A 16429-nucleotide genomic window follows, 5' to 3' on the forward strand; every position below is an offset into this window, starting at 1 on the left:
ATCCAGCGGTCCACGGCGGTGCGCGGCAGGATCGGTCCCGACAGGGCGCACTCGACGACTACGGTGGCCTTCGTCCCGTGCGGGCGCCGACACAGACGATGGAGAAGGAGACCGAACGTGGCTGGAACCCTCGCCAACTCGGAGTGGTTGCGGACCTTGCGATTCGAGGCGACCGCGCGCCACCATCTGCTGTGCTTCCCGCCCGGCGGGGGACCGGCCACGGCGTATCGAGAACTGGCGCGGCGGTTCGGTGCGGGCGTCGTCGTCCTCTCCGCGCAGTATCCGGGTCGGCAGGACCGGTTGGCTGAGACGCCGATCACAGATATCGGTGAGCTTGCCGATCGGATCGCTGAGGAAGTGCTGGCGCAGGGGCGGATCGCCCAGCTGTCGCTGTTCGGGCACAGTATGGGCGCCACCGTGGCGTTCGAGACCGCGCGCAGGCTGGAACGCTGTGGGCAGCAGATCGCGACGCTGTTCGTGTCGGGTCGTCCCGCACCGACCTTTCTGGAGATCCAGCGCTTGCATCTGGCCTCCGACGACGAGCTGATCCGGGATCTGGAGCGGTTGGCCGCCGACCCTGCACCGGTGGAACTGTTGCGTAACGAGCCGAGTCTCGCCGAACTCGTACTGCCCGCGGTGCGCGCGGACTATCAGGCCGTGGAGACCTATCGTTACCAGCCGGGTGACCCGCTGCGCGCCGACATCGTGGCGCTGGTGAGCACCGAGGACCCGACCATGCGGCCCGAGCAGGCCGACGAGTGGCGCGACCACACCCGCGGGGCCTTCGAACGAGCGACGTTTTCCGGCGGCCACTTCTACCTCGACGAGCGCGTCGCGGAGGTCGCCGACTTCGTCGGCCGCCATCTCCGGAGTGCCTGAAACCTCGGTCCTGCGCGAAGTTTCGTCAGCTCGGGGCATTCAAGCGAACGGTCGGCCCGCCGGGCCGCTGCCGAAGAGTCCACACATAACCGATCCAGGACACCGCTACCAGCGCGGCAGCCAGGACGCGTACCAGCCCCAGCGCGTCCGCGGGGTAGAGCACGCCGGTGATGTAGTAGTCGATGAACCCGCTCGACGGCAGCCGCGCCTGGCCCGCGCGGTCACGCGCCCAGTTCTCCAGGCGCGTCAACGGACAGTCGAATCCGAATATGATCGTGCTGAATCCCCACGCGGCCGAGACCAAGTGCGGCCAGATGGTGCGCGGCAGGCGCCACGCGAAATATCCGCCGACCACCACGTAGGCCACGAAGGCGAAATGCGCGGCGGCCGTGGTATCGGCCAGTAGCCGGTACAGCACGCTTCAAGGGTAGCCCGCACTCGACCGGGGTATCCGGGCTTCAGCGCAGGCCGTGGCGGACTACCACGGGGAAGGCTCGTAGTCCTTGAGGAAGCAACCGAACAGGTCGGTGCCGTTCTCGCCCTGCACAATCGGGTCGTAGACCCGCGCCGCGCCGTCGACCAGATCGAGCGGCGCGTGAAAACCTTCCTCGGCGAGGCGGACTTTCGTGTAGTGCGGGCGTTCGTCGGTGATCCAGCCCGTGTCGACGGCGGTCATCAAAATGCCGTCTTCCTCGAACATCTCGTGGGCGCTGGTGCGGGTCAACATGTTCAGCGCGGCCTTGGCCATGTTGGTGTGCGGGTGTCCCGGGCCCTTGTAGGCTCGGGAGAACTGGCCCTCCATCGCGGAGACATTGACGACGTACTTGCGTCGCGCTGCCGCGGCTGCCATCGCTGGGCGCAGGCGAGAGATCAGGATGAACGGCGCGACCGAGTTGCACAGCTGTACTTCGAGCAGCTCGGTCGGATCGACCTCCGCGACGGTTTGCACCCAGCTGTTGGTGTGCGCGAGATCCGGTACCAGACCGCCCGCGTCGATCGCCACGCCCCGCGCAATGCGGTCCGGCGTCGCAGATCCCGCGACCAACGCCAGCTCGGCGACGTCGGCGGCGGAGAGCGTCGGAGTGAGCGAGGCGGTGAGAGCGGTCGGGTGCGCCTGCATGGTCTTGCCGAAGCTGACCACATCCGGCAGCGCGCCGGCGGGCAGCGGTCCGGACTCCGCCTCGACCAGCGCGCTGTAGGCGCCGGGGGAGCGGCGTACCGTCTGTGCGGCGTTGTTGATCAGGATGTCCAGGGGGCCGTGGGCGGCGACGTCATCGGCCAAGGCGACCACTTGGGCGGGGTCGCGCAGATCGATGCCGACGACGCGCAGCCGGTGCAGCCAGTCGGCGCTGTCATCCATCGCGGCGAAACGCCGGATCGCGTCGTTCGGGAAGCGCGTGGTGATGGTCGTGTGCGCGCCGTCGCGCAGCAGCCGGAGCGCGATGTACATGCCGATCTTGGCGCGGCCGCCGGTGAGTAGCGCCTGCCGCCCGCTCAGGTCGGTACGAGCGTCCCGCTTGGCGTGGCTGCTCGCCGCGCAATCCGGGCATAGCTGGTGGTAGAAGGCATCCACCTGGGAGTATCGCTGCTTGCAGATATAACACGGGCGCGGGCGGACCAACGTGCCCGCGCTGGCACCGGCCGTGCTGGAGCTGATCGGGATGCCGGCGGTCTCGTCATCGATCCGGTTCGGAGAGCCGGTCGCGGTGGCCGCGACTACCGCGCGATCGGCGGTAGAAACCGCCTCGCGCGCCTCTGACCTGCGCCGTTGCTTGAGCTTCTTGAACATGTGCCCGACCGCGCGCTGCACGGTCACCGAGTCGGGATGTTCCTTCTCCAGCGCTCCGGCCAGCTCCAGGACCCGTAGGCAGGTCGCGAGGTCCTCCGGATCGATCATGCTTTCGGCCATCGCGGCTACGGACATCCTTCATCGAGCTGGGCAATTGACCGGGCTATTGTCGCAAACCCCGCCTGGCGGGTCGGCGCCTGGTCGCGAGCAGCTGCATCGGAACGGGGGTGCGCCGCACCCGCGTTACCCAGGTGATGCAGCAGATTGGCCTCCGCGATTCCGCCCTCAAGCGACGAGGTCGATGCGCCAGGACACCGTCGGCCAGCTGGGTGCCGCGCTGGTCGCCTCCGACCCCACCTACCGCCGCGCGTGGTATTCGAGGCAGTCGGCGCGGGCTTCGCGGAGGCGCACGGCGATCCGGTCAGGATCTCAGATGGCATCGACGGAAGCTGTGCCGGGCGGGCTTCGTCGACTGCAGGTCGGCAAAAGTGCTTCGATACGCGTATCGCCATTATTGACAGTTCGCCAATAGTTGGGAACTGTAAGGGCAGAACCGGCGACAGGATCGGACCGGAGCGAGCAAAGGATCGAGCGATGGCACGCGTGGCGTGGAGTGACGACGAGGTCGAGGCGGTACGTGACCTGGCGAGGACCTTCTTCGAGAAAGAGGTCGTCCCACATGAGGAGAAGTTCGTCGCCCAGGGACATCCCGATCGCGCGCTGTACAACCGCGCGGGCGAGCTCGGTCTGCTCTGCACCGCGATCCCGGCCGAGTACGGCGGGGGCGGCGGCACGTTCGCGCATGAGGCCGCGATCATCGAGGAGCAGTCCCGTGCGGGCGACGGGTCGATGGGCATGCCCGTGCACAGCGCGATCATCGCGCCGTACCTCCACGAGTTCGGCTCCGAAGAGCTCAAACGGCGAGTGCTGCCCAAGGCGGCCACCGGCGAGATGGTGTTGTCCATCGGCATGACCGAACCGGGCACCGGTTCGGACCTGCAGAACATCAAGACCCGCGCGGTGCGCGAGGGCGACGAGTACGTGATCACCGGCTCGAAGATCTTCATCACCAACGGCTGGCTCTGTGACGGCATCATCATCGCCGCCAAGACCGACCCGGCCAAGGGCGCGGCGGGTGTCTCGCTGGTTTTCGCCGAAGTCGGCGATGACACTCCGGGTTTCCAGCGTGGGCGCATTTTGAACAAGATCGGAGGCAAGGCCCAGGACACCGCCGAGCTGTTCTTCGACGGCCTCCGCGTGCCCGCGTCCAACCTGCTCGGTGTGGCCGAGGGACAGGGATTCTACCAGATGATGCAGCTCCTCGCGCAGGAGCGCTTGGTCACCGCGATCATCGCGGTCGCCATGATGGAGAAGGCCGTGCAGCTCACCGTGGACTACACCAAGGGCCGCGAAGCGTTCGGCAAGCCGCTGTTCGCCATGCAGAACACCAAATTCGAACTTGCCGAGTGCGCGACCATCGCGAAGGTCTCCCGCACCTTCCTGGACGACTGCATCGGCAGGCATCTGCGCGGCGAACTCGATATTCCCACCGCTGCTATGTCGAAGTACTGGCTTACCGACCAGCTCGGTATCGTGGTTGACCGCTGCCTGCAACTGTTCGGCGGCTACGGCTACATGACGGAGTATCCGATTTCGCAGCTCTACACCGGCGCCCGCGTCCTACGCATCCTCGCCGGCAGCAACGAGGTGATGAAGGATCTCATTGCCCGGTCTCTCTGACACCAGAAGCGAGACCGCGGACGGCGGCGCCGACCCGGCGCTACCGCGCCGCCGTCGACTCGAACCCGACGAGCGGCGCGCGCAGATCCTCGCCCGCGCGATCGACATGTTCGGTGAGCGGCCGTACGCGGCGGTGTCGACCGCCGAGCTGGCGCAGCGGGCCGGGGTGGCTCGCGGCCTGATCAACCACTACTTCGGCAACAAGCGCGATCTCTATCTGGCGGTGGTTCGTCGAATGGTGACATTGCCCAAGCTCGACAACATGATCGTGCCCACCGGCGCTGCGCGCGAGCGCGTCGATGCCAGTGTGCACTGGCTGCTGGATACCATCGCCGAGCACGGCAGCACCTGGGTGAAGGTCACCAGCCACGAGGGCGTCGGTGACGACCCCGAGGTGCAGCAGATCCTCGACGAAGCCGACGACGCGGCCGCCGAGCGTCTGCTGTTGATGGTCGGTCTCGCCGGTTCGGCACACGGTACCGAGTTGCGCGCGATGGTCCGCGCGTACGGCGGGATGGTCAAGGTCGCCGGACGCGAATGGATCACCCGCGGCACCCTCACCCGGGAGCAGGTGCACGAACTGTTGTCGGACATGTTGCTGACCCTGGTCACCGAATCGTTGCCAAAGGCGGACCGGCGACGGTGAGGGCCGGCGTCCGGCGCCCAGATGCGCCGACGCCCGCGATCCACCTCAACGCGGTCGCGGCCGCGTTGAGGGCCGATGATGCTGTTCCAGGGAGCAGGACATCCCGGCCGTAGTCCCGATCCGCACCGGCGGTGCGTGTTCGATATCACGGCCCGATCACGAAAATTCGATATTTCGGATTCTCTGTTCGCGTTTCGCGCCCTATTCTGTGTCGGTATATCGGGGCGGGTCCGGGCAGTCCGAGATTCCTGCGCGGTGTGGTGTAGGAAAGGGACCTTGATGGCACGGGCAGAACGACTCGAGACGGACCGCTGGCCGACGGCGAAGCCGGATGAGAGCTGGGCGGAGCCGGAAGTCGACGGTCGCTGGCCGGACGAGGAGGACGAGCGTCGCCCCGAGCAGGCACCGAGCCGCCGCAGGACCGGGCGAATACGCGTGGAGATTCCGCCGATCGTCAATCCATACGCGATCGTCGCGCTGGTCGCCGCGCTGGTCGGCCTGTTCCCGGTCGCGATCGTGTTCGGGTTCATCGCCTTCAGCCATCCCCGCGGGCGCGTCATGGCGATGTTCGCGCTGTTGATCGGCTTCGCGGAGGTGACCGCGCTGGCCGGATTCGTGCTGCTGTCCAGCAACTGGCTGTCGGACGTGGTGAACCGGCCGGCCGCGCTCGCCCCGACATCCGTCACGTCGGTGCCCCTGACCGTCGAGCGACCGGTGGCGAGCACGACGACCGTCGCACCCAGTCCCGCGCTCACGACCGCACCGGCGACCAGCCAGGGCCCCGTCATCAAGGGCTCGCCGTGCACCGAGGCCCAGCTGGGCCAGATCGGCTCTGCTGCCGACGGCGGCACCCTCCTCTGCCTCACCACCAGCGGTGGCTACCGGTGGTCCGGCCCGCACATCGTGGCGACCGCCGTGCAGCAGGCCGGATCGAAATGCGATGCCACTGGCGCGAAGACCGGCCGTACCTTCGACGGCCGCGCCCTGGTGTGCGAAGTCAGCGGCCGTAGCGGCACATGGATCCTGTGGACCGAATAGCCGTTGACCCGACACTAGATATCGACGGATTACGCTATTCGGCCTTCCTTGCGCGGCTCGGCTGGACGCGGGGCGGCTCATTGGGCATCTTCGGGTACTGGGGTGGCCAGGGGGCGTCCATGAGACCCGCGGCCATGTCGCGTTCGGACAGCTCCAGCAGCGGGGCGATGGACTGGGGTTCGCGGTCGGCCCACGGGTCGCCGAGTTCGGCGTAGCGCTTGGGCACGGTGGCGATGGTCAGTTCTTCGGGTACCACGGAATCCAGGTCGGACCAGGTGATCGGTGTGGACACCTGTGCACCGACCTTCGGCCGTACGCACCATGCGCCGAAAACCGTTTTGTGCGGGGCATTCTGGTTGAAGTCGACGAAGACCCGATTGCCGCGTTCTTCCTTCCACCAGTGCGCGGTGATCTCCTCCGGGTGCCTGCGCTCCAGTTCGCGGGCCAGCGCGACCGCGGCCGCCCGCACCTGGTAGCCGTCCCATTTCGGCTCCAACGCCACATAGATGTGTAATCCGCGGGAACCGGAGGTCTTGATCCGCGTTTCGATGCCGAGTTCGCTGAACAGTTCCCTGGTGAGTACTGCGGCGTGCTTGAGATCGTCGAATGTGATGCCCGGGGAGGGGTCGAGATCGATGCGCAGTTCGTCGGCGATCTCGAGGTTGTCGGCGCGGTTGGGCCAGACATGGAATCCGAGGCAGCCTTGGTTCACTGCCCACAGGATGTGCGCGAGATCATGTGCGACGAGCGCGTCGCTGGTGGTGCCGTTCGGCGTGGACACCTCCACGGTGTGCAGCCAGTCCGGCGCGGATTTCGGCACCCGCTTCTGAAACCATGATTTGCCGGACGCGCCGTCGGGATAACGCTCCAGCAGCAGGGGCCGCCCGCCGACCACATTCAGGAACGGTTCGGCGATCGCCTGGTAGTACTGCACCAGATCCAGTTTCGTCTCGCCGCGCTTGGTGAAATACACCTTGCCGGGATTGCTGATCGTGACAGTTCTGCCGTCGACCTCGATATCTGTCGACTCGCTCATCGCGCCGCGCTTTCGCCGAAGAGGGCACCCAGCTCCGCGGGCGCCACTTCGTCGAGCTGGGCGTAGGTGCATGATTCCGGTGTTCGGTCGGGGCGGAAGCGCACCAGCCTGCCGCCATGGCGCAGCCGGCCAGACTGCACGTGCTCGTAGCGAACCTCGGCGACCAGTTCCGGTCGCAGCGCTTCCCAGGACAGATCCTTGCCACCGGTCCAGCGGCTCACTCCACCAGGCATCTTGCCGTCCGCCTTGGCCTGCGCCGTGGCGTCGGCCCAGTCCCGCCACGGATGATTGTCCAGCGCGTTCTCCCGCAGCGGAGCCAGCTCCTCGACTAGTTTCTTACGCCGGGCCGCGGTGAAACTGCTGGCCACACCTACGTGGTGCAGGGTGCCGTCGTCGTCGAAGAGCCCGAGCAGTAGCGAACCGACACCGACGCCGTCCTTGTGCCAGCGGAAGCCCGCCACCACGCAGTCCGCGGTGCGCTCGTGCTTGACCTTGACCATCACCCGCTTGTCCTGCAGGTAGGCCAACTCGTCGGACTTGACCACGACGCCATCGAATCCCGCGCCCTCGAATCTGGTGAACCAGTCCTCGGCCACGTCGGGGTCATGCGTGAGCGGCGTCAGATGGACTCGGGCGAGTTCGGTGTCCAGGATCGTCTCCAGCAGTCGCCTGCGTTCGGTGAACGGCGCACCGGTCAGATCCTGGTCGCCGAGCGCGAGTAGGTCGAAGGCCACGAAGCTGGCGGGCGTCTCCACGGCCAGCTTGTTCACCCGGGAGGCGGCCGGGTGTAGGCGGTTCTGCAGGGTGTCGAAGTCGAGGCCGTGCTCGGTGACCACCACGATCTCGCCGTCCACCACGCACTTGTCCGGCAGCGCCTGCTTCAGCAGCTCAGCGACTTCGGGAAAGTACCTGGTCAGCGGCCGATCGTTGCGTGAACCGAGTTCCACCTCGTCGCGGTCCCGGAACACGATGCAACGGAAGCCGTCCCACTTGGGTTCGTAGCTCAGGCCCGGCTCGCGCGGCACCAGGGCCGCGGATTTGGCCAGCATCGGCCGTACGGGCGGCAGCACCGGTAGGTCCACGCGATCCTCCTCGGGTCGATCCTCACCCGTTCCGACGTCGCGCGCGGCGCAAACTCATCGGTACGTGATGCGGCTTCGACTCGATCGTAGGCGGCCGCCCGGACAAGATCGTGGACTTCGGGCGCGTTCCGTGCCGTGGCCGTCTGCTCAGTTCTCCAGCCAGCCGCGCTGTTCGGCGAAAGCGGTGAGCCGATCGCGGATCGTGAGGATCTCGCTCGCGGTGAGCGCGGGGCTCGCCTCCAGGAGCAACTCGGTGATCAGGCGTTTGTGGTCGGCAACGGTAAGCTGTCCGGAACTCGGCCTGTCCTTTCCCTTGTGTCGGGGCGGCGGAACAGCGGGCGGGCCGCCGATCGCCGTGAGATTGACCGCCTTGGGCCCGCGGTCGCCTTCGGTCATGTCGAATTCGAACACCCGTCCCTGGCGCAACTCATCCTCGTCCAGACCGATGTCGTTGACGTGGACGAACACATCCGGCCCACCGTCTTCCGGCCGAATGAACCCGAATCCCCGAGAGCTGTCGAACGACACCAATTTCCCGATGGACACCAACACCCACTCCTCATCCTCTGACGCTACTCGGCTACTTTAACCCGCATTTTCGCCGTCGTTGGAGGAAAGCGCCTTTTGCAATGAATTGAAAACAGTCAGTCCCTGACCGACCATTCCGTTCACCAGTTCGCCCACTCCGTCGGGTCCGTTGAGGACAGTGAGATTCGCGTTCGCCAACCCGGTGGAGGCCTGCTTGACGATTTCCGGAAGTTGTTCGATCAACAACTGATCCAGCGCGATCCGGTTGTTCGACGCGGCCGCCGCGGCCTGGATCCTGGTACGGTCGGCCTCCGCCTCTGCCAGGATGCGCACCCGGTCGGCCTCGGCCCGAGCGGGCTTCACGACCTCGGCCTGCAACTGCTGTTCGCGGAGCTCCGCCTCCTTGCGCGCCTGCTCGGCCTGAGCGGTGAGCACCTCCTGCAGCGCCATCGCCTCGGCGAGCGGACCGGCCTGGGCGGCTTCGGCATTGGCTTTGTCGATGTCGCGCTGGTACTGCGCGCGCAAGATCGCCGTCTCGCGCTGATACTCCGCCTGCCTGCGCTGAGATTCCTGCTCGGCTTGCGCCGACGCCTGCGCCGCCTGCGACTGCGCGATCTGCGCGTCGCGCTGCACGGCAGCGTTGTGCGGCGCGGCGAGTGCGGCGATATAGCCGAGGTTCCCGTCGTCGATGGACTGGATCTGGAAGGAATCGACCCACAGGCCGATATTGCTCATCTCCACTTTCGACGCGACGAGCACTTCGTCGGCCAACTTCTGGCGCTCCCGGATGATCTCCTCGACCGTCATCGAGCCGACGATCGAGCGCAAGTGCCCGGAGAAGATACGTCCGGTCAGCACGGACATCTCCCGTTCCTGCTCGGAGAGGAACCGCTGCGCCGCGTTCACGATGGACTGTGTGTCGTTGGCGACCTTGAACGCGATCACCGCGCGGACGTCCAGCTGGATAGCCTGCTTGGTGACGCAACGCTCCTTGATCTCGGACTCGAACATCGCCAGCGACAGGTACCGCACCTTGCGGAACAGCGGAATCACCCAGGCGCCGCGTCCGATGATCACCTTGAACGGTGCGTTGTCGCGGCTGGTGCCGCCGCTGACCAGCATCGCCTCGTCCGGGTCTGGCACGTGGTAACCCAGCACGTCTGTCTCCCTTACTGTTCAGATTCCTTCGAGTGAATCCGGGCCGAGCGGAATCCACGGAACGACATCGACGACGCGCCCAGGATGGACCGCGATGACCAGTACGGCCGATCCGGCCGGAATCGGCTCGGTGGCCTGTGCGATGTACAGCTCGGTTCCCCCTCGAATCGCGACCAGGACCTCACTCAACGCCCCGGCGCCCCGGATCGACGATGTGAGCGTACCTGTCAAACCCACCACAGGGTCGGTCATCCCACGATCTTCTCCTGCTGGCTCCCGGATCGCCACCCTACTTCTCGCGCAGCAGCTTTCGATACGGTCATCGATCGGCGCATGCGGTCAAGAGCGGTACAGCGAGCGATACGCGGTGAGCATCGCGACGCAGTGGTCGACGATCTGGTCCCTGGTGGCGCGCAGCGAGCCGTTCAGCCATGCCGAGAACATGCCCGCGTTGCCGCTGGCCATCGTCACCGCGGCCAGCCTGCGCTTGACCGGGTCGTCGATGTGGCCGAACAGATGGTCCTGCACGACTCGGGTGAAGACCGGCATCACCGCGATGGTGGTCTGGCCGAGTCCGGTGTTGGAATATGGTTCCACCAGAAACAGTCGCGACTTCCGCGGGTCGGCCAGCACCCGGTCCACCAGGAGCTCAGACAGCTTGCGGTCACGGGACGGGTCGTCAGTGGCGGCGAATGCGGTCATCGGCTCCAGGAATTCATCAGCGATCCGACGGTAGAGCAGGTCGAGCAGTTCGTCGCGGCTGGCGAAGCTTTCGTAGAAATAGCGGTCGGTGAGGTTCGCCTTGCGGCACACGGCGCGCATGGTGACCCCGCTCGCGCCCGCCTCGCCGATCAGATCGAGCGCGGCCTCCAGCAGTGCCGCCCGGCGCGCCTCCCTGCGCTCGAAGAGCGTCGTTCCACCCCAAATCCGCGGGCCCGCATCGTCCTCTGATTCCTGACCTGTCTGCACGGCCCCACGATAATGCCTGGTGCCCCCGCCGACGCGACCTCGCCGCCGCCGGCATTCCGCGACAAAGTCCTGATTCAGCCGCGTTCCATGGGAAGGCCCGAGTCACGCCACGCGACGATGCCGCCGTCGAGGCTGGCGGCGTCGTATCCCGCCTGCCGGGCTCGAGCGGCGAAACGCAGCGACAACTCGCCCACCGGGCAGACGAAGATCACCGGTCGCGACCGCGGGAACGGGATTCCGTGGGTGAACATGTCGTCGAGCTGGTCGTCGCGGATGTTCAGCGCACCGGGCACGTGGCCGAGGCGGTAGGCCATCGCGCCACGGGTGTCGACGATGGTCGGTCGACCGGCCCGGTCCAATTCGGCGAGCTGCTCGGGCGACAACGTCGGCGTGGCGGCCAGATCGGCCGGCGTCGGCGCCGGTACGCGGTCGGCGCGGCCGAACAGGTCGGGCCTGCGCTTCTTGATATACGACAGGTACGGCTCGAGCCGGTCGCAGACAATGAACACGGCGACGATCGGCTCGTTCGATTCGGCCGTCGAATGATCCAGTGCGCCAAGTGTTTCCAGGGCCGCTGCATAGCTCGCGCCGCTGGTCGGACCGCCGAGCACCCCGTACCCCGTCGCGAGCCGCAGCGTCGCGTCAACGGCATCGCCCGCCGCCACAGTGACGATCTGATCGTAGAAGTCGGGTTGGAACAACCCGACATCCCACATCTCGCTCTCCGACCGGATACCCGGAATGAAATCCGACCGCTCGGACACCACGGCGACGGTGCGCAGTTCGGGATTGTGCTTGCGCAGATAAGTGGCGGCGCCTCGGGTGGACCCGGTGGTACCGAGCCCGCCGATCAGATAGTCGACCCTGGTGATGCCGTCGGCGGCGAGGTCCTCGTGGATTTCCCGGCCGGTGCCGTGATGGTGTGCCTCGACGTTCTTCTCGTTGGTGTACTGAGAAAGGTGGCGATACGTGCCGGGCTGTTGCGCTATCATCGCCTCGATGACCGAGTAGACGTCGTTCGGTGTGGTGGGGTCCGGGCATTCGGAGAGACCGGGCAGTTCCACGATCTCGGTGCCGACCAGCTGCAACAGATCACGGACCTCGGCCACCTTGATTCGGTTGGTTACCGCGCGCAAGCCGATCCCGTGCATCGCCCCTAGGACGCGTAGCGCCTTGGCCGTATTTCCGCTGGAGGCCTCGATGAGGGTCTGCCCGCTCGCGCGGATCTCATCCAGGTCGTCGCGGAGCATGCCCCAGGCCACCCGGTCCTTGACCGAGCCGAACGGATTGTGCGACTCCAACTTGGCGTAAAGCTCGACATTCGCCAGCCCGTGTACCGCGCGATCAAGGCGCAGCACAGGCGTATTGCCGATGAGTTCGGTGATGTGTTCGTAGCGCATCAGGGAGCCTCGGCGGGTCGGACCGGCCTCGGGGGCCGGCGGAGAGAGTGCGGCACGACAGGACGCGGCGGCAGATCGGCGGGGACGTGTGGCTCGTAATCGGTGTCGCCGACGACCTGAAAACCGCTCGAGTGATGTGAGACGGCGAGTTTTGCTGTAAGCGGGTGCATCGAGGCCGACGCCGCGGACAAGTCCATGTGGTAGGCGGCGGTGTTCGGGAACACGACCAGATCACCCGGCTGCGGCCGTTCGGGTAGCCACACCTTGTGATTGGTGATCAGATCTCGCTCCAGGCACAGACGTCCGGCAAAATACACGCCGACCGGGCCGGACTCGGCCATCGGGTGGGGCGCGGTGGGGCATCCTGCGGGGGCGGGTTCGCCGTCGGCGCCGGGCAGGACGATCGGATCGACCATGACCTCCTGGTCGGCGGGGGTCACGGAATCACGGCTGAGGTCCACGTTCACCAGTACCGTGCCGTCGGCAAGCTCTTTGACGAACTCGACCGTGGCCACCGTAATGCCCGCGTGATCGACCAGCGCCTTACCTGGCTCGAGCCACAGCTCGAGCAGGTTCTCGCCCACGACGTGCGCCACGGTGCGCCCGCCATGGCGCTCCAGAGGCGCGTCGAGCAGATCCGCGAGCATCCCGCTCGCGGGCACGGTGTTGGCGTACTTGTGGAACACCGGTGTGCCGTGCACGGCGCCGCCCGCGATGTGGTAACCGAAGGTGTTGCTGCTCCAGCTCATCGGCTCGCCACGGCCGAGCAGCGATTCGCGCAGCGCGAGCACGTAGGCGTCGAACCGCTCGGCGTCGGCGGTGAACACCTGACGAAATCCACCGCCGATGTCGAGCACCGACGGTGCGAGCCCCCAGTCGTAGGCCCGCTCGACCACTGCGAGGCAGGCGTCGATCGCGCGGACCCGCTCGCCGAGGTCGCCGGAGTCGAGGTGGAAGGCAAAGCCGAGGAACGTGATTCGGCTACGTTGCGTCGAAAGGAGGTCGAATGCCTGTGGGAGATGCGCGAAGGGCACGCCGAACCGGCTCACCTGGCCCGCATCGAAACCGGATACCCGAAGCAGCACAGGCACGCGCGCGCCTTCCTCGGCGAGCTCGATGATCCGGCGCAGTTCCCACAGGTTGTCCACGTTGACGGTCGCCCCGCAGCCGACGAGGTCGCGCAGAAAGGCTTCGCCCTTGGGCCCGGTCACCTCGATGCGCGTCGGATCGAACCCCGCGCCGACGGCTCTGGCGAACTCGTACGGCGAGGCCACGTCGATGGCGATACCCGCGTGCTCTGCGGTGCGGACAAACGCGCGGGACTGATTCACCTTGTGCGCGTAGCAGATCCGGTGCCGGTGCAGCCGCGATTCCAGCTCGGCGCGCAGAGTCGCGAGGTTCTCCGCATACACTTGCGGAAATATCAAGTGCGCGGGGGAGCCGTACCGAGTCAGCGTCTCCGCTACCGCATCCGGTGTGTCGAGGAAGGCGCGCACCAGCGAATGGAGCTTCGCGGGTAGCGTCGGGAACGGCGACGTCATACCGAGGTTTCCGACGGCTCCGTGGCGGCTCCCGGCGCCGCGGTCTCGGGCTGCTCGGCGACCGGGTTGTAGCCACCATCGCGGATGGCCTCGAACGCCCGTGCCCGGTTGCGCGGGCTGCGGAACTCCGCGACCACGCGCTTGCTGGTGAGGTCGATGTCGAACACACGGATGTCCATCGACTCCAGCACCCCGCCGATCGTGCGGACACAGTGCTTGCAGGTCATGTCCGGGACGTAGAACACCTGGTCCTCGGTGGTGGCGGCGCGGCCCGCGGTCGCCCCGTCCGGATCGGAGCTCACGTCGACGATCTCGCACCGCTCGGCGATCTCGGTGAACGTCGTGACGAACCGGTCGACCACCATGGGCAGGATGCTGTAGGCCGCACCGTTCAGCTGGTGCGGCACCGCGGCGAGGCAGGAGGGGCGGGTGCCTACGGGTAGCAGCGCGTACTGGCGGGAGATCAGGTCGAGGTCGTCGTGGTACTTGGCGATCGCGTCCTGGGTGGAGAGCCCCTCGACGGTGATCGCGCGGCGCATGACGGTATGCGCGTCGGCGATGGTGGCGTCCTTCATCGCGCGCAGCGTCACCACCGTCTCCGCCGAATAGCGGACGGTGCCGTCGGGCTGTGCCACGAGCGTCACCGGGATCATGCCGCGCCGGTAGGTCGAAGCTTGCAGTTCCCAGAACCAGCGGGTGGCCGCGGCGGCGAACAGTCCGGAATCGTGGATGCCCCTGGCGAATTCGGCGGCGCCGCGATAGGGGGTCTGCCCGGCCAGCAGCGCGTGCTGCGCGAGCACCCGCCCGGCGGCCTCGATGCCCACTCGGAAGATGTCGAGCGGATCGTGATCAGTGGTCGTTCCATCCAGCACCGCGTGCTCGTGCGGACCGAGCCTCGAAATCCGATCGGCGAATCCGGTATTCGCATCCAACGCGTGCCACAGTGTCAGCACGGTCTCGCGCATCGCGATCGGCACCAGCGCTCCGAGCCCATCGGAGCGGAAGTGTCCCGTGTTGGGGATGCCCTCGCTGTCGGTCCACGTGATCCGGTGGGTGGCGCTCGTCACCTGGTCTGCCCGGCACGGCCGCATGAATCGCTCCAGGTACAGCCGCTGTGCGTAGGTGAGATGACTTCTCGGCTCGAGACGTACTGCGGCACAGGTGAATTCGATACTGCGCGGCGCGAGCGGCGGCACCGGCGCGGTGAACAGCCCCGGCTGCGCCAGCCCGGCCAGCACGCGGGACGCGGCGCGCCGGTCATAGCGCGGGATGTCGATCGTCACGCGACCTCCTCGGCAATCGTCTTGATGCCGGCCGTGAAGCGGCCGATCTCGTCGAGGGTGTTGTAGACGTGGGTGCTGACCCGCACCGAGTCGACGTCATCGCCTACGGCGGGGGTGCAGTGCGCGCCGGTGCGCACCAGGAAGCCCAGCTCGCTCAACACAAATCCCAGGTCGGCCGCGGAGATGCCATTCAGCGTGAACGAGACGATCCCGTAGCCGACGGCGCAGGCGGAGTGCGCCGGGCCGGGCAGGAACTCCAGCCCGGGGATCGGTCGCAGGCCGTCGATCAGGCGCTGCGTCAGGTCACGGTTGTGCGCGGCGATCGCACCGACGTCGAACGATTCCAGCACTTCCAGCGCGCTGCCGAGTGCGAGGATGCCAGGGATGTTGTGCGTGCCACCCTCCAGCAGATCGGGCATTGCCTGCGGCGTCAGCCCGTCCACGCCGAGACGCACCCCCGAGTTTCCGCCGGGCAGAAATGGCACGAGGCTGTCGTGTACGCGCCTGCGGCAGTACAGCACTCCGGTTCCCGGCGCGCCGAACATCTTGTGTGCGGCGAAGATCGCGAAATCCGCGCCGAGCTCGGTCACGTCGACCGGAAGGTGTCCACCGCTCTGCGAGCAGTCGAAGCACAGCAGGATCGCGGGATCGATGCGGCCGCGCAATTCCTCCAGGGTGGTGAGGCCGCCGAAGACGTGGTGCAGATGGCTGGTCGTGATCAGCCGGGTCCGCGGCGTGATCTTGGCCAGGATGTCGTCGGTGTCCGCCTCGCCCGCGCCGGTCACCCGATAGGGAATCAACTCGATGCGGCGCCCGAACCGCCCGAGCAGCCCACGCAGATGATGCCACGGGTGCACGTTGGAGGCATGATCCATTGCACTGTAGAGAATTTCGTCGCCGTCGGCCAGTGTCGCCAGCCCCCACGACAGCGCGACGGCGTTGAGCGCGGCCGTGGCACCGCCGGTGAAGACCACCTCGTCGGAGTGCTCGGCGCCGATGAACGCGGCGGTACGCTCCCGGACTCGGGCGATCCCGGCGGACAGGCCGGTCGCCCACGGGTAGGTGCTACGTCCCGAGTTGGCGGTGCGGGAGCTGTGATAGCGGTGGATGGTCTCGATGACCGGCAGCGGTTTCTGCGTGGTGGCGGCACTGTCAAGGTAGACCTCGGTGGTGTCGGCCAAAGCGGGAAACAGCGCGCGCACCGCGGCGGGTGTGAGTGTCGGCGCCGGAAGTCGCACAACCTCCGGCCGCGCGACGTGCGATCTCGAGGCGGGGGACCGCACCGTAACGCTCCCTTCACCCGATCACTGGACGCCCCCAACGATACGCATTTTTGGTAC

16 protein-coding genes are annotated in these 16429 nt (G+C 66.9%); 4 read left to right on the forward strand and 12 right to left on the reverse strand.

What is annotated here, in order from left to right; translation table 11 throughout:
- Window positions 1-117 precede the first annotated feature (117 nt).
- Window positions 118-879: a thioesterase II family protein gene (locus OH799_RS02905; RefSeq protein ID WP_406275324.1), complete on the forward strand. Its 762-nt coding sequence runs from the start codon at window positions 118-120 to the stop codon at window positions 877-879.
- Window positions 880-904: 25 nt separating this feature from the next.
- Here OH799_RS02905 and OH799_RS02910 read toward each other — a convergent pair whose 3' ends face one another.
- Window positions 905-1297, reverse strand: coding sequence for a DUF2784 domain-containing protein (locus tag OH799_RS02910; protein WP_406275327.1), 393 nt, complete (start codon window positions 1295-1297; stop codon window positions 905-907).
- Between the two features lie 60 nt (window positions 1298-1357).
- Window positions 1358-2788, reverse strand: a complete 1431-nt coding sequence (locus OH799_RS02915) for an SDR family NAD(P)-dependent oxidoreductase (protein WP_406275330.1) — start codon at window positions 2786-2788, stop codon at window positions 1358-1360.
- Window positions 2789-3262: 474 nt separating this feature from the next.
- On the opposite strand from OH799_RS02915, the gene OH799_RS02920 reads away from it, so the two are divergent.
- The 3 genes from OH799_RS02920 (at window position 3263) to OH799_RS02930 (ending at window position 6092) form a co-directional block, all read left to right on the forward strand.
- Window positions 3263-4408 carry an acyl-CoA dehydrogenase family protein gene (locus tag OH799_RS02920; RefSeq protein WP_406275334.1) on the forward strand — a complete coding sequence of 382 codons (1146 nt, stop codon included), beginning with the start codon at window positions 3263-3265 and terminating at the stop codon, window positions 4406-4408.
- Window positions 4392-5054 carry a helix-turn-helix domain-containing protein gene (locus tag OH799_RS02925; RefSeq protein ID WP_357271157.1) on the forward strand — a complete coding sequence of 221 codons (663 nt, stop codon included), beginning with the start codon at window positions 4392-4394 and terminating at the stop codon, window positions 5052-5054. Before OH799_RS02920 ends, OH799_RS02925 begins: the two co-directional genes overlap by 17 nt.
- A gap of 279 nt (window positions 5055-5333) precedes the next feature.
- Window positions 5334-6092 (forward strand): DUF4190 domain-containing protein, encoded by a 759-nt coding sequence (locus tag OH799_RS02930; protein ID WP_406275339.1) that lies wholly within the window; start codon window positions 5334-5336, stop codon window positions 6090-6092.
- Window positions 6093-6126: 34 nt separating this feature from the next.
- Here OH799_RS02930 and ligD read toward each other — a convergent pair whose 3' ends face one another.
- From ligD to OH799_RS02980, 10 genes are all read right to left on the reverse strand, one after another.
- Complete coding sequence (gene ligD, locus OH799_RS02935) at window positions 6127-7128, reverse strand: non-homologous end-joining DNA ligase (protein ID WP_406275342.1); 1002 nt, start codon at window positions 7126-7128, stop codon at window positions 6127-6129.
- Window positions 7125-8210: an ATP-dependent DNA ligase gene (locus OH799_RS02940; protein ID WP_406275345.1), complete on the reverse strand. Its 1086-nt coding sequence runs from the start codon at window positions 8208-8210 to the stop codon at window positions 7125-7127. The genes ligD and OH799_RS02940 overlap by 4 nt, the downstream gene beginning before the upstream one ends.
- Window positions 8211-8357: 147 nt before the next feature.
- Complete coding sequence (locus OH799_RS02945) at window positions 8358-8756, reverse strand: cold-shock protein (protein ID WP_406275348.1); 399 nt, start codon at window positions 8754-8756, stop codon at window positions 8358-8360.
- 39 nt (window positions 8757-8795) lie between these two features.
- Complete coding sequence (locus OH799_RS02950) at window positions 8796-9896, reverse strand: SPFH domain-containing protein (protein ID WP_357271143.1); 1101 nt, start codon at window positions 9894-9896, stop codon at window positions 8796-8798.
- A gap of 18 nt (window positions 9897-9914) precedes the next feature.
- Window positions 9915-10148 (reverse strand): hypothetical protein, encoded by a 234-nt coding sequence (locus tag OH799_RS02955; RefSeq protein ID WP_406275352.1) that lies wholly within the window; start codon window positions 10146-10148, stop codon window positions 9915-9917.
- A gap of 87 nt (window positions 10149-10235) precedes the next feature.
- A complete protein-coding gene (locus tag OH799_RS02960; protein ID WP_406275355.1) occupies window positions 10236-10865 on the reverse strand; it encodes a TetR/AcrR family transcriptional regulator in 630 nt (209 codons plus the stop codon).
- A gap of 74 nt (window positions 10866-10939) precedes the next feature.
- Window positions 10940-12265 (reverse strand): pyridoxal-phosphate dependent enzyme, encoded by a 1326-nt coding sequence (locus tag OH799_RS02965; protein WP_406275358.1) that lies wholly within the window; start codon window positions 12263-12265, stop codon window positions 10940-10942.
- Entirely contained in the window at window positions 12265-13806 is a 1542-nt protein-coding gene (locus OH799_RS02970; protein ID WP_406275361.1) for a decarboxylase, read from the reverse strand. The genes OH799_RS02965 and OH799_RS02970 overlap by 1 nt, the downstream gene beginning before the upstream one ends.
- Window positions 13803-15089 (reverse strand): heavy-metal-associated domain-containing protein, encoded by a 1287-nt coding sequence (locus OH799_RS02975; protein WP_406275364.1) that lies wholly within the window; start codon window positions 15087-15089, stop codon window positions 13803-13805. Before OH799_RS02975 ends, OH799_RS02970 begins: the two co-directional genes overlap by 4 nt.
- Window positions 15086-16372 (reverse strand): aminotransferase class V-fold PLP-dependent enzyme, encoded by a 1287-nt coding sequence (locus OH799_RS02980; RefSeq protein ID WP_406275367.1) that lies wholly within the window; start codon window positions 16370-16372, stop codon window positions 15086-15088. The genes OH799_RS02975 and OH799_RS02980 overlap by 4 nt, the downstream gene beginning before the upstream one ends.
- Window positions 16373-16429 lie beyond the last annotated feature (57 nt).

Source organism: Nocardia sp. NBC_00881, from assembly GCF_045207455.1.
GTDB lineage: Bacteria > Actinomycetota > Actinomycetes > Mycobacteriales > Mycobacteriaceae > Nocardia.

Excerpts from the sequence above, each read along its gene's own strand:
- OH799_RS02915 (WP_406275330.1), bottom strand. The coding sequence starts at position 2,788 with ATGGCCGAAAGCATGATCGATCCGGAGGACCTCGCGACCTGCCTACGG.
- OH799_RS02920 (WP_406275334.1), top strand. The coding sequence starts at position 3,263 with ATGGCACGCGTGGCGTGGAGTGACGACGAGGTCGAGGCGGTACGTGAC.
- OH799_RS02930 (WP_406275339.1), top strand. The coding sequence starts at position 5,334 with ATGGCACGGGCAGAACGACTCGAGACGGACCGCTGGCCGACGGCGAAG.
- ligD (WP_406275342.1), bottom strand. The coding sequence starts at position 7,128 with ATGAGCGAGTCGACAGATATCGAGGTCGACGGCAGAACTGTCACGATC.
- OH799_RS02955 (WP_406275352.1), bottom strand. The coding sequence starts at position 10,148 with ATGACCGACCCTGTGGTGGGTTTGACAGGTACGCTCACATCGTCGATC.
- OH799_RS02965 (WP_406275358.1), bottom strand. The coding sequence starts at position 12,265 with ATGCGCTACGAACACATCACCGAACTCATCGGCAATACGCCTGTGCTG.
- OH799_RS02970 (WP_406275361.1), bottom strand. The coding sequence starts at position 13,806 with ATGACGTCGCCGTTCCCGACGCTACCCGCGAAGCTCCATTCGCTGGTG.